The organism is Bacillus sp. 165 (genome assembly GCF_017742235.1).
In the GTDB taxonomy this organism is placed as follows: domain Bacteria; phylum Bacillota; class Bacilli; order Bacillales; family Bacillaceae_G; genus JAGHKQ01.
In genome coordinates this window covers 42,358-61,318 of the sequence record NZ_JAGHKQ010000006.1, presented here as the reverse complement: position 1 = coordinate 61,318, position 18,961 = coordinate 42,358, and the positions used below count along the sequence as shown (strand labels likewise).

The window sequence follows — 18,961 nt, the reverse complement described above, 5'->3', positions numbered from 1 at the left end:
GACGAGTCTGAATAAGATTGCAGTAGAGAAAAGATTAGAGGTGAAAGAATGAATTGGTATGAACTGCGTACTCATGAAGTCGAAGAGAAAACCAATACGAATGTAAAGGCAGGTTTATCTGAGCAGGAGGTACATGCGCGACTGAAACATTTCGGTCTGAATGAGCTTCAGCAGGCAAAACGCCCATCTGCTTTTCTTGTATTTTTAGCACAATTTAAAGATTTTATGGTGCTAGTGCTCATAGGTGCAACTATCATCTCTGCGTTGCTTGGAGAAATAGTGGATGCGGTAGCAATTGTGGCCATCGTTATCATTAATGGAATTCTTGGCTTTATCCAAGAACGCCGCGCTGAAAAGTCACTGGAAGCGTTAAAAGAGCTGGCAGCTCCGCAAGTTACTGTAAGGAGAAATGGGAATTGGTTGAAGATTCCTTCAAAGGGTCTCGTTATTGGAGATATCATCAAATTTAGCAGCGGAGACCGTATCGGAGCAGATATCCGAATTGTGGAAGCAGCAAGTCTATACATAGAAGAGTCTGCGCTAACTGGAGAATCAGTACCAGTTCAAAAGAAGGTAGATGTCATTAGTGGAGGAAATATTGGAATTGGTGATCAGTCAAACATGGCCTTTATGGGAACAATGGTCACCCGCGGATCAGGAACAGGAGTTGTTGTTGGCACAGGCATGAATACAGCAATGGGACAAATTGCAAATATGCTGCAAAATGCAGAAGAAATGGAAACGCCGTTACAGCGCAGGTTAGAACAGTTAGGTAAAATCTTGATTATGGTGGCATTATTTTTAACAGCTTTAGTTGTTTTAATTGGCGTATATCAAGGAAATAACATCTATCATATGTTTTTGGCAGGAGTTTCGTTAGCAGTAGCTGCAATTCCGGAAGGACTGCCGGCTATTGTAACAGTTGCCTTATCGCTTGGTGTGACGCGGATGATTAAAAAGAAAGCGATTGTACGCAAGCTTCCAGCAGTTGAGACATTAGGTTGTGCATCCGTTATTTGTTCAGATAAAACAGGAACATTAACACAAAATAAAATGATGGTCACACATCTTTGGTCAGGCGGAAATACTTGGACTGTGAACGGGCAAGGCTATACGCCAAGTGGAGAATTTTCTCGGGACGGCACTAAAGTAAATCCGACAGAGGTGCGATCTGTCTATCAACTATTAACGTTTGGATATCTATGCAATAACGCCAATATCACTCGTAAGAAGAAAGAATATATATTAGATGGAGATCCGACTGAAGGAGCGCTTGTAGTTGCAGCGATGAAAGCAGGATTGACAAGAGAAGCGCTGACAGAGCAATTTGAAGTGGTAAAAGAGTTTCCATTTGATTCCACCCGAAAAATGATGAGTGTTATTGTAAAGGATCGTCGCGGAAAACGATTTGTCGTAACAAAAGGTGCTCCTGACGTGCTTCTTCAATTAAGTAAGACAATATTGTGGAATGATAGGCAGCAGCCGCTAACTTTATTTTATAAAAATGGTGTACAACAAGCGATTACTGAGTTGGGCGGGCAAGCGCTGCGGACAATTGCCATAGCCTATAAACCTCTTGGAGAAGGTCAAGTGGCAACAGAACGAGAGGCAGAAAGCGATCTTATGTTTATCGGATTGCAAGGCATGATTGACCCGCCGCGGCCGGAAGTGAAGCAGGCCGTCAGGGAGTGCAGGGAAGCGGGTATTAAAACTATTATGATTACAGGAGATCATAAGGTCACAGCAGCAGCAATCGCCTCTCAGCTGGACATTTTGCCAGCAGGAGGTATGGTTATTGAAGGAGCAGAGCTTGCACAAATGTCCGTCGAAGACTTAGAGGAGAGAGTAGAAGAAACGTATGTATTTGCACGGGTATCCCCAGAGCATAAATTAAAGATTGTAAAAGCACTACAAAATAAAGGACATATTGTAGCTATGACGGGGGATGGAGTCAATGATGCTCCTGCTATCAAAGCATCCGACATTGGTGTAGCAATGGGTATTACAGGAACAGATGTTGCTAAGGAAGCATCATCTCTCGTGTTATTAGATGATAATTTTGCTACGATTAAGGCCGCAATCAATGAAGGACGTAATATTTATGAAAATATTCGCAAGTTCATTCGTTATTTATTAGCCTCGAACGTGGGTGAAATACTTGTTATGCTGTTCGCAATGCTGCTCGGATTGCCACTCCCGCTCGTACCTATCCAAATTTTGTGGGTCAATCTTGTAACAGATGGCTTGCCGGCTATGGCACTTGGACTGGATTCTCCTGAAGATGATGTAATGAAAAGAAAGCCACGTCATCCGAAAGAAGGAGTATTTGCAAGAGGGTTGGGATGGAAAATTATTAGCCGCGGCTTTATGATTGGGTTTGTTACGCTTCTCGCTTTTATTATTGCCTACAATCAAAATCCAAACGAATTAAAATATGCTCAAACGGTAGCGTTTGCGACATTAGTTTTATCACAATTAATTCTTGTCTTCGACTGTCGAAGCGAACATTCCGTGTTTCATCGCAATCCATTCGGAAACATGTATTTAGTGGGCTCTGTCATTATCTCCTTGCTTTTGATGCTGGTAGTTATTTACTACCCTCCATTCCAGCCAATTTTTGATACATTGCCAATTAAATCGCGTGATTGGTTACTGATTATTGGGTTGTCTGCTATTCCAACATTTTTATTAGTAGGCTCTCTTTTAACGAAAAACAAGGAAAAACCAATTATTTACAAAAAACAAGTCAACTTGAAATAGTCAAGAAGAAAATAATATGTTATAATCGGAAAAGGTAGTAGGGGTGTCTCTATTACCTTTTTCATTGTAAATTACTATTTGGAAGTGATACTAATGATTACTAGCATGACGGGTTTTGGACGAGCCAAGGCTGAAAGAGAACAATTTCAGATTACAGTGGAAATGAGATCGGTCAATCACCGTTTTTTAGAAATGAACATCCGCCTTCCAAAACAAATGATGGCATTTGAAGATAAAATTCGAAAAATCATTCAAGAAGAGGTAAAACGGGGACGCTTAGAAGTTTCCATTCTTGTTGAAGGAGAAGGGCTTATTAAGAGAAAACTTCGTGTAGATTGGGAGTTACTGAAGGAATACAGGAGCATTTTGCAGCAAACGCAAGATGAGTTTCAGTTACATGAGTCCATTTCAGCTAAGGAATTGATTATGATGCCTGAAGTTACATCGATAGAAGAAGCTGAACAAATAAATGAGAAATTTGAAGTAAGTTTATATGAAGCTGTCCGTAATGCAGCCGCGGCTTTAAAGCAAATGCGCCAGCGTGAAGGCAATCAATTACTAAATGATTTGCTCTATCGGTTAGACGACATAGAGCAATGTGTAAATGCGATTATTCCATATGCTCCTGCTGTAGTAGAAAAATATCGGGAGCGTGTTGAAAATAAATTGAAGGAATTACAAACAATGCAAATAGACGAACAACGTCTACTGACCGAAGTGACATTGTTTGCAGACCGTTGTGATATTACAGAGGAGACTGTCCGTTTGAACAGTCATTTAGAGCAATTTAAAGAAGCTTTGCACTCTGAAGATCCAGTTGGACGCAAATTAGATTTTATTGTACAGGAAATGCATCGTGAAATTAACACGATTGGTTCGAAAGCAAATGATTTAACGATTTCAAAATATGTGGTAGAAATGAAAAATAATCTTGAAAAAATTCGAGAACAAGTTCAAAATATTGAATAGTTGTTAAAAGTGCGATAGGTTATATTGTACAGTCAATTCGGTTAGACTTACTAGGAGGTACGGGGAATGAGCATGCGGTTGCTAAATATTGGTTACGGGAATATTGTATCGGCTCATCGTATTATTGCGATTGTAAGTCCGGAATCGGCTCCGATTAAACGTGTAGTGCAAGACGCACGTGATCAAAATATATTGCTTGATGCAACGTATGGCAGAAAAACAAGGGCAGTTATAATTATGGATGATGGACATGTTGTTTTAAGTCCAATTCAACCAGAAACAATTGCTCAACGGTTAAATGGAAGCAATAAGGAAGATTCAACTGACGAAGGGTAGGGTTTACATATATATGAGAAGTGAAAGAGGATTGCTCATCGTTCTTTCCGGACCTTCTGGTGTAGGGAAAGGGACTGTTAGGAAGTCTTTATTCGATCAACAAGATATAAAGCTGCAATATTCCATTTCTGTGACAACACGCAAGCCGCGTGAAGGAGAAGTTCATGGAGTAGACTATTTTTTCCATGAAAGAGAAGAGTTTGAAAACATGATTCAAAATAAGAAACTGCTGGAATGGGCAGAGTTTGTAGGTAACTATTACGGAACTCCAGTCGATTACGTTGAAGAAACTCTTCAGAGTGGAAAAGATGTGTTTCTGGAAATTGAAGTGCAAGGGGCTCTACAAGTAAAGGAAGCTTTTCCTGAAGGGGTATTTATATTCTTAGCACCTCCTAGTTTATCAGAACTCAAAAGTCGAATTGTCGGGCGCGGCACTGAGGCAGATGATGTTATTGAAAACCGCTTAGTTGTAGCAAAAGAAGAAATCGATATGATGGATGCTTATGACTACGTGGTAGAGAATGACGAAGTACAGCTTGCTTGCGAACGGATTAAAGCTATCGTAGTAGCGGAGCATTGTCGCCGCGATCGCGTATCAAAATATTATAAGCAAATGACGGAGGTAGAATAATGTTATATCCATCTATTGATTCTTTAATGACAAAAATTGATTCTAAGTACACCCTTGTAACAGTGGCGTCTAAACGCGCTCGTGAATTGCAAGAGAATGAAAATTCTCATATACAGCAACCTGTTTCTCACAAATTTGTGGGCAGAGCGTTGGAGGAAATTGAAGAAGGTTTCTTACGTTATCAACCACAAGAATATACAGGACGAAAATAATATGTATTCAGAGAACAACCTATTTACGAGTAGGTTGTTATTTTTTTAAAGAGTCTGAAAGCATGAAACGAAACATCAATGAGCGGGAAAAGCTACGTTAATACAGACGAAAATATGGTACTATTTGAATGGAAAGAAAATCGCGGGATAATATATGCCATGCAATATAATCTTTTATTCATGTGTGACAGCTTGCTTGGTTGTTCACTAAGAACTCAATGACCAGAGAGGAGGAGCACAGGAGGGAAACGACCATTCCTCCCTGATTAAGAACATGGGGATCATGCTTCTAATTCAGGATATCTTGTGCGAATACTGATGAAGAAAAACATATTGTTATGTGTGACAGGTGGAATAGCAGTATTCAAGGCAGCAGCATTGACAAGTAAATTGATACAAGCGGGTGCGAATGTAAAGGTGATGATGAGTGAGTCTGCTGCGAAATTTGTTACCCCTCTTACCTTTCAAGCTTTATCTCGTAATGCTGTGTATACGGATACGTTTGATGAAAAAGAACCGGCTGTTATTTCTCATATTGATTTGGCTGACTGGGCAGATATTATTTTAGTGGCTCCTGCTACAGCCAATGTCATTGGGAAGCTTGCCAACGGTATCGCTGACGATATGATTACTACCACATTATTAGCAGCAACTGCGCCTGTGTGGATTGCTCCTGCTATGAATGTACATATGTATGAACACCCGGCAGTACAGAAGAATATGAAGGTATTACATAGCTTTGGTTATCGCTTTATTGAACCGGGAGAAGGGTTTTTAGCATGTGGATATGTAGCAAAGGGTCGGTTGGAAGAACCAGAAACTATTGTCGAAATACTCCGAGAGGAATATGAAAATCCAAAGCTGTTAAAAGGAAAACGTATACTTGTTACAGCTGGCCCTACCCGAGAAAAAATTGATCCAATTCGTTTCATGACCAATCGTTCTACTGGAAAGATGGGATATGCTATCGCGGAGGAGGCAGCAAGACTTGGTGCCGATGTTATTCTTGTATCAGGACCAACAAACATACAACCACCCGGCAACGTAAAACTGATCAGTGTTCAATCAGCCCAGGATATGTATGAGGCTGTCATAGAATACTATAATTCTGTAGATGCTGTCATCAAAACGGCGGCAGTTGCTGATTATCGGCCGAAATTTGTGCATGCAGAAAAAATGAAGAAAAAAACAGGCGATCTAGTATTGGAACTAGAGAGGACAACAGATATTTTAAAAACATTAGGAGAGAAAAAAAAGCATCAGCTTCTGGTTGGATTTGCGGCAGAAACAGAACATGTAGCAGAGTACGCAAAAAGAAAGCTAGAAGCGAAAAATCTCGATTTGATTGTAGCTAATAATGTGTCAGTAGAAGGAGCTGGGTTTGGAGGAGATACAAATATCGTTACGATATACAAACGCAACGGAGACGAACTTTCCCTTCCGATTATGTCGAAAAAAGATGTGGCTCAAGCTCTGCTAATCGAAATACACACTCTTTTAACAGAGGACAGGGTATGAAGGTAGCAAGCGTCATTGTAGACATTCCAGCAAGACAGACGGATCGCCCGTTTGATTATCTTATTCCAGAAAGGTGGGAAGATCTTGTCCAACCGGGAATTCGAGTAGTAGTACCGTTTGGGTCCCGGAAATTGCAGGGCTTTATTATTGCAATTAAAGAAGACGGAGAAGTACCAGCTGACAAGTTGAAGGAAATAGAGGAGCTTTTGGACGTAACGCCTGCTTTAAATGAAGAATTACTGCAGCTAGGATTTTGGCTCACACAAGAAACATTATGTTTCACTATTTCTGCTTTTCAAGCAATGCTCCCTACTGCAATCAAAGCCACATACAATAAGCAATTGCAAATTCAAAACAGGAACGGCTTACCAGAAGAGATTCAACATTTATTTTTTAAAAAAGACAGCCTTGATTGGAAAGAAGTAGAGCAAAACCCTCATGTTTATCGTTCTATCAAAAAAGCGATTGCCAATCAAGCAGTAGAAGTAGTGTACGAAGTGAAAGATAAAGTTCAAAAAAAGAAGCAACGAGTGGTTTTTCCGAGTGTCCCGTTCGAACAAATTGAAGAAGCAGCACATAAGCAAAAAAGTACAAAACAACAAGATATTTTGTTTTTCTTTTTAGAGAATTATGGAAAAGTTACGTTGAAAGAAATAACGGATACTCTTCAAATTACGGAAGGACCTGTAAAGTCATTAATTAAAAAAGGATATCTAGAAGAAAAGTATGAAGAAGTGTATCGAGATCCTTATGAAGATGGCCGCTTTTCGCAAACCAAACCTCTGCGGTTAACCGTTGAACAAGAACTGGCGATAGGTCCGATTCTATCCTCCATTCAAGAAAATCGGCATGAAGTGTTTTTAATGTATGGAGTGACAGGAAGCGGAAAAACAGAAGTGTATCTCCAATCGATTCAAGAGGTATTAAAAACAGGCAAGGAAGCTATTGTGTTGGTGCCAGAAATTTCATTGACCCCACAGATGGTTGAACGTTTTAAAGGCCGATTTGGTTCTCAGGTTGCTGTTCTTCACAGTTCACTCTCTGTGGGGGAAAAATATGATGAGTGGCGGAAAATCATGCGTAAAGAAGTCAGTGTTGTTGTTGGAGCACGTTCTGCAATTTTCGCACCATTTGAAAATTTAGGTATTGTCATTATTGATGAAGAACATGAGTCAAGCTATAAGCAGGAAGATAATCCTCGTTATCATGCAAGGGATGTAGCTATTCATCGAGCTCAGTTTCATAATTGTCCTGTTGTACTTGGCAGTGCTACTCCGACGTTGGAAACTTTCGCACGTGCAAGTAAAGGCGTATATCATCTGCTGAGCATGACAAAGAGGATGAACGAACAAGCTCTTCCGACAGTGGAGATTGTAGATATGCGAGATGAGCTTCGGAGTGGTAATCGTTCTATGTTTTCTCGGGTACTATATGAGAAGATAGAAGACCGTCTTCAAAAAGGAGAGCAGTCAGTGCTTTTCTTAAATCGAAGAGGGCATTCTACGTTTGTCATGTGTCGTGATTGCGGATTTGTTATGCAGTGTCCAAATTGTGATATTTCTCTTACCTATCACCGCAATCAGCATAAGCTGAAATGCCATTACTGTAATCATGAAGAGCCGTTGCCAAAAGAGTGCTCTGCTTGTAATAGCTCGTATATTCGTTTCTTTGGTACAGGAACGCAAAAAGTCGAAGAAGAATTGATGAAGTTGTTTGGCAGTGCACGGGTTATTCGCATGGATGTAGACACAACGAGCCGTAAAGGTTCTCATGAAAAGCTGCTTACAAAATTCGGAGAAGGAAAAGCTGATATATTACTGGGAACACAAATGATTGCGAAAGGACTTGATTTCCCAAACGTCACGCTTGTAGGAGTGTTAACAGCAGATACGATGCTGCATTTGCCGGATTTTCGAGCGAGTGAAAAAACGTATCAGCTCCTGACACAAGTTAGCGGGCGTGCTGGCAGACATAAACTACCGGGAGAAGTAGTGATTCAAACGTATACTCCCGAGCATTACAGCGTAGAGTTGGCACGCCATCAGCAGTATGATTTATTTTTTGAAAGAGAGATGCATATAAGAAAACTATATCAATATCCGCCGTATTATTATTTAGCGCTAGTGACGGTTTCACATCCGGAATTACTGAAAGCAGTGCATGTCACGGAAAAGATTGTATCCTTCCTTCGTCAAAAATGCTCACAGCAAACGATTATTCTTGGTCCAGTGACATCCCCAATACCGCGGATAAAAAATAGATATAGATATCAATGCATGATAAAATACAAGCAGGAACCGCAATTAAAATATATATTGCGTACAATAAATGAACATTATCAAACTGACATGATTAAGAATGAATTGCAAATCGCAATTGATTTCAATCCAACAATGTTAATGTAGTGGAGGAAAGAATGGCTGTATTAGAAATTGTGAAGTATCCGAATGAAGTACTAGAAACACCTTGTGAGAGAGTGTTGCATTTTGATAAAAAATTGGTGAAACTTTTACAGGATATGTATGACACGATGTTAATTGCGGACGGAGTCGGGCTGGCTGCGCCTCAAGTCGGTATTAGCAAACAAGTTGCTATTGTTGATGTGGATGATGAGCACGGCAGAATCGATTTAATAAATCCTGTTATCTTAGAGCAAAGAGGAGAACAAATTGGTCCAGAAGGCTGCTTAAGCTTTCCGGACCTTTATGGTGAAGTGAAGCGGGCAAATTATGTGAAGGTTCGAGCACAAAATCGTCGGGGGAAGGTATTTGTTTTAGAAGCAAGAGGATTTTTAGCTCGAGCGATTCAACATGAAATTGACCACTTGCACGGTGTATTGTTTACATCAAAAGTTACAAAATACTATGAGCCTGAAGAGTTAGAGTAGAAAGAAGGAGATACTATGGTAAAAGTTGTATTTATGGGCACACCTGACTTTTCAGTCCCAGTGTTGAGAAGGCTGATTGAGGACGGCTATGAAGTGGTTGCTGTTGTAACTCAACCTGATCGACCGGTCGGACGAAAAAGAGTGATGACTCCGCCACCTGTTAAAGTAGAGGCGGAAAAGCATGAAATACCTGTGTTGCAGCCGCTAAAAATTAAGGAACAAGAAGAATACAAAAAAGTGTTGGCATTTGAACCAGATTTAGTAGTGACGGCTGCATTCGGACAAATCTTACCAAAGGAGCTTCTAGAAGCACCTAAATATGGCTGCATTAATGTGCATGCTTCGTTATTGCCTGAATTGAGAGGCGGTGCGCCTATTCATTATTCCATTATTCAAGGAAAAGAAAAAACAGGTGTTACAATCATGTACATGGTTGAAAAATTGGATGCTGGTGATATGTTAAAGCAAGTGGAAGTTCCTATTACTGAGAGGGATAATGTAGGTACTCTGCATGATAAATTGAGTGAAGCAGGTTCTCAGTTGTTATCAGAAACAATTCCTGCATTACTTGAAGGAAGCATTACACCGATTCCGCAAGACGAAGAAAAAGCAACATTTGCGTATAATATAAAACGAGAACAAGAAAGAATTGATTGGACAAAGGGTGGAGAAGCGATATACAATCACATTCGCGGCTTACATCCATGGCCGGTTGCCTATACTACACTTGGAGAACAGACAGTGAAAATTTGGTGGGGAGAAAAAGTGGAGCTCTTGACGCCAAATGAACCAGGAAAAATTATTGCTGTTGAAAAGGACGGTATTGTCGTTGGGACAGGCAATACTGTAGCCATTAAAATCACTGATCTACAACCGTCCGGTAAAAAACGTATGACCGGTTCTCAGTTCTTGCGAGGTGCAGGGGTCGAAATCGGCATGAAACTAGGAGACTAACATGAAAGTACGAGAAATAGCTTTAGAAGGATTGCTGCAAATAGAAAAAAGCGGTGCATACAGCAATTTGCTATTAAATCAGCTAATCGAGAAATACAAGGTGAGCGGAAAAGATACAGGTCTTCTCACAGAAATTGTTTACGGAACAATTCAACGAAAGGATGTATTGGAGTATTATTTAGCTCCTTTTATAAAAAATAGTAAAAAGCTGGAAAATTGGGTGGTACCGTTGCTTCGTCTGTCCCTATATCAGATGGAATTTTTGGATCGCATTCCTGCACGTGCTGTAATTTTTGAAGCGGTTGAAATAGCGAAAAAAAGAGGACACAAGGGGATAGCGTCCATGGTAAACGGAGTACTCCGCTCCATTCAACGACAAGGAGTTCCTTCTCTTGATGATATAAGCGACCCAGCAAAACGGCTTGCCATTGAAACAAGTCACCCGTTGTGGCTAGTACAAGAATGGATTGAGGCATATGGGCTGGATGCAGCAAAAAAGATGTGTGAAGTAAACCTGTTACCTCCTGATGCAACCGGGCGAGTGAACGTAAGTAAACTGACAGTAACAGAAGCATTGCATACACTTGAGCAAGAAGGAATAGAAGCGCAGCCAGGTGATTTATCAGAGGATGCTATAAAGATAAAAAAAGGGAATATTGCTCATACAAGTGCATTTCGAGAAGGTCTTCTTTCTATACAAGATGAAAGCTCTATGCTGGTAGCACGTGTTTTGGATCCAAGTGAAGATGATGTGATTTTAGACAGCTGTGCTGCACCGGGAGGAAAAACCTGTCATATTGCTGAACTGCTGCATGGCAAAGGTAAAGTCGTCTCGTTAGATCTTCATCCGCATAAAGTGCGTCTTATTCAAGAACAAACTCGCCGTCTTCATTTGAACAATGTAGAATGTCAAGCACTGGATGCTCGAAAAGCAGGAGAGCATTATGAAACGGAAAGTTTTGATAAAATTCTTGTTGATGCACCGTGCTCAGGTTTTGGTGTAATTAGAAGGAAGCCTGATATTAAGCTGAATAAAACAAAAGAAGACAGCAAACGTTTATCGGATATTCAGCTTGCCATATTAGAAGAAGTGACTCCTTTATTAAAAAAAGGGGGCAGACTTGTTTATAGTACATGTACAATAGAACGTACGGAAAATGAAGAAGTTGTCGAAGCTTTTTTAGAACGGCATCCTGAATTTGAATGGGATAATAGTATACAAGAACGTTTACCAAGTGCTCTCCAAAATTATGTACATGAAGGACAAGTTCAGATTTTACCTCATTATTTTTTAACAGATGGATTTTATATTGCTTGTTTACGAAAGAAGGTATAAAAATGGAAGTGAAAGTAAAAGAAGAAAAACAGGAAATTGCCAAAAAGCCCTCTATTTACTCATTGGAGCTGCAGGATTTGCAAATGTGGTTGAAGGAACAAGGTGAACAGCCATTTCGTGCGACGCAAATTTTTGAATGGTTGTATATTAAAAGAATTAAAACATTTGATGAAATGACAAACTTATCCAAAGGAATGCGTGAAAAATTGTCGAATTCCTTTGACATTACAACTTTAAAAACAATTGTGAAACAGGTGTCCTCCGACGGCACAATGAAGTTTTTATTTGGGCTGCATGATGGCTATTCCATTGAGACAGTATTGATGAAACATGATTATGGTAATTCTGTATGTGTCACTACGCAAGTAGGATGCCGCATTGGATGTACGTTTTGCGCCTCTACATTAGGGGGATTAAAACGTAACCTAGAAGCGGGTGAAATAGTAGCACAGGTATTAGAGGTGCAGCGTGCAGTAGATGAGTTACATGAGCGGGTAAGTTCTGTAGTAGTTATGGGGATTGGTGAGCCGTTTGATAATTATGATAATTTGATGGCATTTTTACGCATTATAAATCATGATAAAGGATTAAATATAGGCGCTCGCCACATTACTGTTTCCACAAGCGGTATTATTCCAAAAATATATAAATTTGCAGATGAAAATATGCAAATCAATTTTGCTATCTCCTTGCATGCCCCGAACACTGAATTACGTACAAAACTTATGCCTATCAACCGTGCGTACAAGCTACCTGATTTAATGGAAGCTATTCGCTATTATACCGAGAAAACCGGTCGTCGTGTAACGTTTGAATACGGTTTGTTCGGTGGAGAAAACGATACTGTCGAACATGCGGAGGAGCTAGCTCAATTAGTGAAAGGGTTAAAATGCCATATCAATTTAATACCTGTAAACTATGTACCAGAACGCAACTATGTAAGAACACCGAAAACTCAAATCTTTGAATTCGAAAAAACATTAAAGAAGCACGGGATTAATGTGACAATCCGCCGTGAGCACGGGCATGATATAGATGCGGCATGCGGTCAGCTTCGTGCAAAGGAGCGTCAAGAGGAGACGAGGTGAAAACGTGAAAACCTTTTTTCTAACAGATAAGGGTAAAGTACGCCAGCGTAATGAAGACAACGGAGGGGTGTTCCATAATATGGATGGAGACATTCTCGCTGTTGTAGCAGATGGTATGGGTGGTCATCGAGCAGGGGATATAGCAAGCTCGATGACCACGCAGCTATTTAATAGCTATTGGGAGCAAACGTATAATATTGATACGCCCAAAAAAGCAGAGCAGTGGCTTAAAGAACGCGTAGAAATAATTAATGAGCGTTTATTTAAGCATGCAGGGGAGAATTCCGCATGTGAGGGTATGGGAACAACTATCGTTGTTGCTATTTGTGCAAATAGTTTCGTTACTATTGGTCATATCGGAGACAGCCGTTGTTATATGTTGTCAGAGGAAGAGTTGTCCCTGATGACAGAGGATCATTCTCTTGTCAATGAACTTGTGCGATATGGTGAAATCTCAAAGGAAGATGCTGCGTATCATCCGCGTAAAAATGTGTTATTACGAGTGCTGGGGACAGAAAAACAAGTAGATTTAGATATAAAAACGCTTGTGATAGAGGAAGATGATAAGCTTTTATTATGCTCTGACGGCTTATCGAACAAAGTGTCTATAGAAGAGATGAATCGTGTTTTAACATCGCCAGGGGACATTGAATCTAAGGGGGAAATACTTGTAAATCGCGCCAATGAGCTTGGCGGAGAAGATAACATTACTCTCATTATTATTGATTACGGTGAATCTCCTAATGAAGGAGGGTGAGGTACAACGTGATGATCGGAAAGCGCTTGAATGACCGTTATAAGCTGATAAGGATGATTGGCGGCGGTGGAATGGCGAATGTCTATTTGGCTCGCGACGTTATTTTAGAAAGAGATGTAGCCGTAAAAATTCTTCGCTTGGATTATTCCAACAATGAAGAGTTTATAAAGCGTTTCCATCGAGAAGCTCAATCTGTTACTACGTTGTCTCACCCCAATATCGTAAATATCTATGACGTCGGCGAAGAAGACGGTATTTATTATTTAGTAATGGAGTATGTGGATGGTCAAACATTAAAACAATACATACAGCAAAAAGGAATGCTATCTGTAAAAGAAGCACTTGATATAATGGAGCAGCTGACGTCAGCTATGGCTCACGCCCATCATTTTGAGATTGTGCATCGAGATATCAAGCCGCAAAATATATTGGTAGGGTACAATGGCGAAATAAAAGTCACAGATTTTGGAATTGCCACAGCTACCAGTGCGACAACCATTACTCATACTAATTCGGTTCTCGGTTCTGTGCACTATTTATCGCCAGAGCAAGCAAGAGGTGGAGTAGCAAATAAGCAATCGGACATCTATTCTCTCGGAATTGTGATGTTTGAGTTGTTAACGGGAAGACCTCCATTTTCTGGTGAATCGGCGGTGTCTATCGCTTTGAAACATTTACAAAACGATACACCATCCCCTAAAATATGGAATCCTGATATTCCGCAGAGTGTAGAAAATATTGTGCTGCATGCAACTGCTAAAGATACGTTTCATCGATATTCATCGGCGGACGAAATGAGGCAAGATATTGAAACAGCTCTATATCCGGAACGAGCGAACGAGAAAAAGTTTATTATTCCTGAAGATAATGAGGCAACAAGAGCTATTCCAATTATCAAACAAGAAAATTTCGCTGACCGTGATAGTGAAGATACGATTGTCCTGCCGCGTGCAGTTGAAAGTAAAGGTACAGAAACAGTTAAAAATGAGCCTGAAAAAAAGAAGCGATTTTCTCTTTTGAAAATTCTGTTGGCGATTTTCCTCCTATTAACAGGAGGCGGGATATTGGCAGTTACGGTCATTCCGGATCTATTTATGCCTAAAAATGTTACAATACCTGACGTATCGGGACTGGATTATGATAAAGCAGTAACCGTTCTTGCTAATAAAGGCTTTCACGTTACTTCGCCTAAATTGATTTATGACGATACGATAGAAGAAGGAATCGTCATAAAAACAGATCCGGTAGCAGGACGTATAGTGAAGGAAAATTCGTCCATTACCATTTATAAGTCTGCTGGTAAAGAAAAGAAAAAAATGGAGAATTTTATCGGTTTAAAGTATGATCAAGTGATGGGCGAGTTGAAAAATCGTTATCTCAGTGTAGAAAAGTTTGAGGAAGAGAGCGATAAGCCCGAAGGAGAAATCATACGACAATCACCAGACCCGGATACAGAAATAATAGAAAAAGAGCAGAAAGTGTTAGTATGGGTAAGTCAAGGGCCTAAGGAAATATCCTTGATGGATGTTAAGGGCTGGGCGAAGAGCAGTGTAGAAACATATGCCGTTGATAAAAATTTAAATGTAGAATGGAAAACGGAATATTCAGATACGATCACAGAAGGTTATGTTATTTCTCAAAGCCCAAAAGCCGGAACAAAGCTGAAGGAAGAAGATTCATTTTCTGTAACGATTTCTATGGGGCCAAAAGAACAGCCGCCTGAAACGGTCAAAATTAATGTATCTATTCCATACGAGCCCGATCCGGAAAAACCAAATGCCCCTCAAACGGTTGAGGTTTATAAAGAGGATATGGAGCATACTATGGCGGAGCCTGTAGAAACACGTTCCATAACGTCAAACATAACTCTTTCTATAGAACTGGTTATTCCATATGGGAAAAAAGCAAAGTATAAAATTGTGCGAGATGGAGTCACTATTGTTGAAAAAGAGGTTCCATATCCTAGTGAGTAAAGGAAAGTCAAGGAGTGAGTGTATGCCAGAAGGCAAAATCATAAAAGCTTTGAGCGGCTTTTACTACGTAGCGCATGAAGATGGAGTTACGCAGTGCCGAGGCAGAGGTGTATTTCGTAAGAATAAAATTACACCGCTGGTTGGGGATAAAGTTGTTTTTCAAGCTGAAAATAAAACGGAAGGCTACGTATTGGAAGTGCTGGATAGAAAAAACGAGTTGATTCGTCCCCCAATCGCCAATGTAGACCAAGCCATTCTTGTATTTTCAGCAGTTGAGCCTGAGTTTAATCCACTTTTGTTAGATCGTTTTTTAACATTAATAGAATTTAATCATATTACTCCTGTTATCTGCATCAGTAAAATGGATTTGGTTGACGGAGAAACATACAGCAAAATGGAAAGGTATGCGAATGACTACCGAGCTGTAGGGTACGATGTGTTATTCACATCTACTTCTATTGCGGAAAGTATAGACCAATTGCGTCCATATCTTCAAGGGTGTATCTCGGTAGTGGCTGGACAATCGGGAGTGGGGAAATCTTCGTTATTAAACATGTTGAGGCCTGATTTGGAGCTGCGTACAAGCGGGATCTCTGCACACTTAGGCCGAGGCAAGCATACAACGCGGCATGTGGAGCTGATTGAGGTAGGATCTGGTCTAGTAGCGGATACTCCTGGTTTTAGTTCATTAGATTTTATTGATGTAGAAGTAGAAGATTTGACAGGTTGCTTTCCAGAAATGCGGGAACATAGTCAATACTGTAAATTTAGAGGGTGTACGCATTTATCCGAACCAAAATGCGCGGTGAAGGCCGCACTTGAAGAAGGGACAATTGCTGAATACCGTTATAACCATTATGTGGAGTTCGTGAAAGAAATAAGAGAAAGAAAGCCGAGGTACTAGCCATGATTAAAATCGCACCATCAATTCTTTCAGCAGATTTTGCAAAATTAGGAGAAGAAATTAAGGATGTTGAAAGGGGAGGAGCAGATTACATTCATGTTGATGTAATGGATGGTCATTTTGTACCGAATATTACAATAGGCCCCCTCATCGTAGAAGCCATTCGCCCCATAACTTCTTTGCCGTTGGATGTTCACTTGATGATTGAAAATCCAGATCAGTATATTCCGACTTTTGCCAAGATGGGGGCAGATATTATTACAGTACATACAGAAGCATGTCCTCATTTACATCGAACCATCCAACTGATTAAATCACATGGTATTAAAGCTGGAGTGGTGCTGAATCCTCACACGCCTGTTTCGATGATTGAGCATGTTTTGGATGAGATTGATATGGTGTTATTAATGACAGTAAATCCTGGATTTGGTGGTCAAAGCTTTATTCATGCTGTGTTGCCTAAAATTAAACAGGTTGCAGAAATGGTGCGTGAACGTAACTTAGATGTTGAAATTGAAGTAGACGGAGGCGTCAATGCTGAAACTGCTCGTCTGTGCATTGAAGCGGGAGCTAATGTGCTTGTAGCAGGATCAGCTATATATAATCAAAAAAACCGCGCGCGAGCTATTCGCGACATTCGCGGATATTAAATAAGGAAGAGGCAATCCGAAACGGATTGCCTTTTATACAAAAGAGCCAATTTCAGGAAACAGGAAGGTTCTCTAGCTTCTATATGCTGAATAACTTTCCAGCGATAGGGAGAGCGGCTTCTGTTTATTAGTAATGGAGGAGAGCAACGTGATTATTCATATTCTTGCTGGCGGGCCAGCAGAAGCTATACCAGACTTGCAAGCTTATAAACAACGTGATGTTATATGGGCAGCAGCAGATAGGGGGGTCTTTCGTTTGCTGAAGCAAGGCATTGTACCTGAAGCAGCATTTGGAGATTATGATTCAGTTACAGAAGAAGAATTAAATTGGATGAAGGAGCAGACGAGTGAACTGCATATTGTTCCAAAAGAAAAAGATCAAACGGACTTAGAATTGGCTCTAAACTGGGCTATTAAGGAACGTCCAAAGTTGATTCGTATTTTTGGAGCAACCGGAGGACGGTTAGATCATGCCTTGGCGAATATTCAAATGCTGATTAAAGGATTGAATAGCAATATAGATATCCACCTCATAGACTATAAAAATAAAATTTCATTGAAAAATCCTGGGATATATGAAGTGCAACAGGAACAGGATTTTCCCTATCTCTCTTTTTTGCCTGTAACTGATATTGTAACAGGTATAAATTTAAATGGCTTCAAATATCCTTTAATAAACAAAACCCTTCATTGGGGCTCTACTCTTTGCGTAAGTAACGAATTGAACGAGGAAAAAGGTACTTTTTCATTTGAAACTGGCATATTAATGGTGGTAAGAAGTACTGATTAACAAGAAACAATTACTCTATTGCTTAATTAAAATACAGTAAGTTTTGACAGGGAGTAGGAGGGAGAGTATGAGATTTTATACGATTAAATTACCGAAGTTTTTAGGTGGAATTGTGCGAGCGATGCTGAATACGTTTAAAAAAAGCTAAAAAGCACCGCATTTGGTGCTTTTTATTGTTATACACTAAGTATTATTTTGTATGTAATTACGTGCAGGGTAAAAATAAAAAAAGAGCCTGTACGGGCTCTTTTATTTATTAAACGCGCTCAATCTTGCCAGATTTTAATGCTCTAGCAGAAACGTATACACGCTTCACTTTTCCGTTCACAACGATACGAACCTTTTGAAGGTTAGCACCCCACTTACGCTTAGTAGCATTCATTGCGTGAGAACGAGAGTTACCAGAGCGAGCTTTACGACCAGTAATTGCACAAACACGAGCCATCTATATTTCCCTCCTAACTACCTTAACATAACTCAAACTTCATATTTATTGTTTTCGATATGTTGAAAAACACTACTATAATTTAACACAAGTAATTTCAGAATGCAACAGTGTTAAAAAAAGAAATCAAGAAAATTTACTTGACATAACATAGAGCATTATGTTGTATAATACAAATGGGATGTTTTGTGCAATTTAGTCTTTATAAATAAAAATAATTCGATTTAAAGTGCAGCTTTTGTGTAAATATTTATTCAGCCACTCTATGTCATAACAGTAGAAGGCACATGGAATTTTTGCTGAAAACAGTATATCATAGTAGTAAGTGGTTTTCATTAGCTCACTTTGACTATTTCCAAAGGGGGAAAAAGTAATGTCAATCGAAATTAAAACGCAATATGGTCAAATTGATATCAGCACAGACGTAATCGCTACAATTGCGGGTGGTGCCGCAGTGGATTGTTACGGTATTGTAGGAATGGCTTCTAAAAATCAAATCAAAGATGGTTTGACAGAAATCTTGCGAAAAGAAAACTTTACCCGTGGGGTAGTCGTTCGTCAAGAGGAAGATGACGTACATATCGATATGTATATTATTGTGAGCTACGGTACAAAAATTTCAGAGGTAGCGCACAATGTGCAAACGAAGGTGAAATATACGTTAGATCAAACTGTAGGACTAGCAGTGGATTCAGTAAACATCTATGTTCAAGGGGTTAAAGTAACTAACCCTTGATTTGCAATAAGGAGG

General features: G+C 39.9%; 19 protein-coding genes. 18 read left to right on the top strand and 1 reads right to left on the bottom strand.

Annotated features, from left to right (window positions below; genetic code table 11):
* The first annotated feature begins 48 nt into the window (after nucleotides 1-48).
* From J7Q84_RS10970 to spoVM, 17 genes are all read left to right on the top strand, one after another.
* Entirely contained in the window at nucleotides 49-2,760 is a 2,712-nt protein-coding gene (locus J7Q84_RS10970; protein WP_209094600.1) for a calcium-translocating P-type ATPase, SERCA-type, read from the top strand.
* 93 nt (nucleotides 2,761-2,853) lie between these two features.
* A complete protein-coding gene (locus tag J7Q84_RS10965; protein ID WP_209094599.1) occupies nucleotides 2,854-3,729 on the top strand; it encodes a YicC/YloC family endoribonuclease in 876 nt (291 codons plus the stop codon).
* Between the two features lie 66 nt (nucleotides 3,730-3,795).
* Nucleotides 3,796-4,065: an extracellular matrix/biofilm regulator RemA gene (gene remA / locus J7Q84_RS10960; protein ID WP_209094598.1), complete on the top strand. Its 270-nt coding sequence runs from the start codon at nucleotides 3,796-3,798 to the stop codon at nucleotides 4,063-4,065.
* A 13-nt stretch (nucleotides 4,066-4,078) separates the two neighbouring features.
* Entirely contained in the window at nucleotides 4,079-4,696 is a 618-nt protein-coding gene (gene gmk / locus J7Q84_RS10955) for a guanylate kinase (RefSeq protein WP_209094597.1), read from the top strand.
* Nucleotides 4,696-4,908: a DNA-directed RNA polymerase subunit omega gene (gene rpoZ / locus J7Q84_RS10950; RefSeq protein ID WP_209094596.1), complete on the top strand. Its 213-nt coding sequence runs from the start codon at nucleotides 4,696-4,698 to the stop codon at nucleotides 4,906-4,908. Before gmk ends, rpoZ begins: the two co-directional genes overlap by 1 nt.
* A gap of 312 nt (nucleotides 4,909-5,220) precedes the next feature.
* A complete protein-coding gene (gene coaBC, locus J7Q84_RS10945; RefSeq protein ID WP_209094780.1) occupies nucleotides 5,221-6,426 on the top strand; it encodes a bifunctional phosphopantothenoylcysteine decarboxylase/phosphopantothenate--cysteine ligase CoaBC in 1,206 nt (401 codons plus the stop codon).
* Nucleotides 6,423-8,831, top strand: a complete 2,409-nt coding sequence (gene priA / locus J7Q84_RS10940) for a primosomal protein N' (protein WP_209094595.1) — start codon at nucleotides 6,423-6,425, stop codon at nucleotides 8,829-8,831. The genes coaBC and priA overlap by 4 nt, the downstream gene beginning before the upstream one ends.
* 11 nt (nucleotides 8,832-8,842) lie before the next feature.
* The gene (gene def / locus J7Q84_RS10935) at nucleotides 8,843-9,313 is read left to right on the top strand and encodes a peptide deformylase (RefSeq protein WP_209094594.1); all 471 of its coding nucleotides are present in this window, start codon (nucleotides 8,843-8,845) and stop codon (nucleotides 9,311-9,313) included.
* 15 nt (nucleotides 9,314-9,328) lie between these two features.
* Nucleotides 9,329-10,267 (top strand): methionyl-tRNA formyltransferase, encoded by a 939-nt coding sequence (fmt, locus tag J7Q84_RS10930; protein WP_209094593.1) that lies wholly within the window; start codon nucleotides 9,329-9,331, stop codon nucleotides 10,265-10,267.
* 1 nt (nucleotide 10,268) lies between these two features.
* Nucleotides 10,269-11,603: a 16S rRNA (cytosine(967)-C(5))-methyltransferase RsmB gene (gene rsmB / locus J7Q84_RS10925; protein ID WP_209094592.1), complete on the top strand. Its 1,335-nt coding sequence runs from the start codon at nucleotides 10,269-10,271 to the stop codon at nucleotides 11,601-11,603.
* A gap of 2 nt (nucleotides 11,604-11,605) precedes the next feature.
* On the top strand, nucleotides 11,606-12,691 hold the full coding sequence (gene rlmN / locus J7Q84_RS10920; RefSeq protein ID WP_209094591.1) for a dual-specificity RNA methyltransferase RlmN: 1,086 nt from the start codon (nucleotides 11,606-11,608) through the stop codon (nucleotides 12,689-12,691).
* A gap of 4 nt (nucleotides 12,692-12,695) precedes the next feature.
* On the top strand, nucleotides 12,696-13,448 hold the full coding sequence (locus J7Q84_RS10915) for a Stp1/IreP family PP2C-type Ser/Thr phosphatase (protein ID WP_209094590.1): 753 nt from the start codon (nucleotides 12,696-12,698) through the stop codon (nucleotides 13,446-13,448).
* Between the two features lie 8 nt (nucleotides 13,449-13,456).
* Nucleotides 13,457-15,421: a Stk1 family PASTA domain-containing Ser/Thr kinase gene (gene pknB / locus J7Q84_RS10910; RefSeq protein WP_209094589.1), complete on the top strand. Its 1,965-nt coding sequence runs from the start codon at nucleotides 13,457-13,459 to the stop codon at nucleotides 15,419-15,421.
* A gap of 22 nt (nucleotides 15,422-15,443) precedes the next feature.
* A complete protein-coding gene (rsgA, locus tag J7Q84_RS10905) occupies nucleotides 15,444-16,325 on the top strand; it encodes a ribosome small subunit-dependent GTPase A (protein WP_209094588.1) in 882 nt (293 codons plus the stop codon).
* 2 nt (nucleotides 16,326-16,327) lie between these two features.
* Nucleotides 16,328-16,975: a ribulose-phosphate 3-epimerase gene (gene rpe / locus J7Q84_RS10900; RefSeq protein ID WP_209094587.1), complete on the top strand. Its 648-nt coding sequence runs from the start codon at nucleotides 16,328-16,330 to the stop codon at nucleotides 16,973-16,975.
* Between the two features lie 133 nt (nucleotides 16,976-17,108).
* On the top strand, nucleotides 17,109-17,765 hold the full coding sequence (locus J7Q84_RS10895; protein ID WP_209094586.1) for a thiamine diphosphokinase: 657 nt from the start codon (nucleotides 17,109-17,111) through the stop codon (nucleotides 17,763-17,765).
* A 67-nt stretch (nucleotides 17,766-17,832) separates the two neighbouring features.
* Nucleotides 17,833-17,913 (top strand): stage V sporulation protein SpoVM, encoded by an 81-nt coding sequence (gene spoVM / locus J7Q84_RS10890; protein WP_209094779.1) that lies wholly within the window; start codon nucleotides 17,833-17,835, stop codon nucleotides 17,911-17,913.
* Nucleotides 17,914-18,021: 108 nt separating this feature from the next.
* On the opposite strand, the gene rpmB is transcribed toward spoVM, so the two are convergent.
* Nucleotides 18,022-18,210: a 50S ribosomal protein L28 gene (rpmB, locus tag J7Q84_RS10885; protein WP_129726809.1), complete on the bottom strand. Its 189-nt coding sequence runs from the start codon at nucleotides 18,208-18,210 to the stop codon at nucleotides 18,022-18,024.
* Between the two features lie 373 nt (nucleotides 18,211-18,583).
* Here rpmB and J7Q84_RS10880 point away from each other — a divergent pair, with 373 nt between their 5' ends.
* Nucleotides 18,584-18,946: an Asp23/Gls24 family envelope stress response protein gene (locus tag J7Q84_RS10880; protein WP_209094585.1), complete on the top strand. Its 363-nt coding sequence runs from the start codon at nucleotides 18,584-18,586 to the stop codon at nucleotides 18,944-18,946.
* Nucleotides 18,947-18,961 lie beyond the last annotated feature (15 nt).

Coding starts and splice junctions, on each gene's coding strand:
- fmt (WP_209094593.1), top strand. CDS start 9,329: ATGGTAAAAGTTGTATTTATGGGCACACCTGACTTTTCAGTCCCAGTG.
- J7Q84_RS10880 (WP_209094585.1), top strand. CDS start 18,584: ATGTCAATCGAAATTAAAACGCAATATGGTCAAATTGATATCAGCACA.
- gmk (WP_209094597.1), top strand. CDS start 4,079: ATGAGAAGTGAAAGAGGATTGCTCATCGTTCTTTCCGGACCTTCTGGT.
- rsgA (WP_209094588.1), top strand. CDS start 15,444: ATGCCAGAAGGCAAAATCATAAAAGCTTTGAGCGGCTTTTACTACGTA.
- spoVM (WP_209094779.1), top strand. CDS start 17,833: ATGAGATTTTATACGATTAAATTACCGAAGTTTTTAGGTGGAATTGTG.
- rlmN (WP_209094591.1), top strand. CDS start 11,606: ATGGAAGTGAAAGTAAAAGAAGAAAAACAGGAAATTGCCAAAAAGCCC.
- J7Q84_RS10965 (WP_209094599.1), top strand. CDS start 2,854: ATGATTACTAGCATGACGGGTTTTGGACGAGCCAAGGCTGAAAGAGAA.
- J7Q84_RS10970 (WP_209094600.1), top strand. CDS start 49: ATGAATTGGTATGAACTGCGTACTCATGAAGTCGAAGAGAAAACCAAT.
- rpmB (WP_129726809.1), bottom strand. CDS start 18,210: ATGGCTCGTGTTTGTGCAATTACTGGTCGTAAAGCTCGCTCTGGTAAC.
- remA (WP_209094598.1), top strand. CDS start 3,796: ATGAGCATGCGGTTGCTAAATATTGGTTACGGGAATATTGTATCGGCT.
- def (WP_209094594.1), top strand. CDS start 8,843: ATGGCTGTATTAGAAATTGTGAAGTATCCGAATGAAGTACTAGAAACA.
- priA (WP_209094595.1), top strand. CDS start 6,423: ATGAAGGTAGCAAGCGTCATTGTAGACATTCCAGCAAGACAGACGGAT.
- rpoZ (WP_209094596.1), top strand. CDS start 4,696: ATGTTATATCCATCTATTGATTCTTTAATGACAAAAATTGATTCTAAG.
- rsmB (WP_209094592.1), top strand. CDS start 10,269: ATGAAAGTACGAGAAATAGCTTTAGAAGGATTGCTGCAAATAGAAAAA.
- rpe (WP_209094587.1), top strand. CDS start 16,328: ATGATTAAAATCGCACCATCAATTCTTTCAGCAGATTTTGCAAAATTA.
- J7Q84_RS10895 (WP_209094586.1), top strand. CDS start 17,109: ATGGAGGAGAGCAACGTGATTATTCATATTCTTGCTGGCGGGCCAGCA.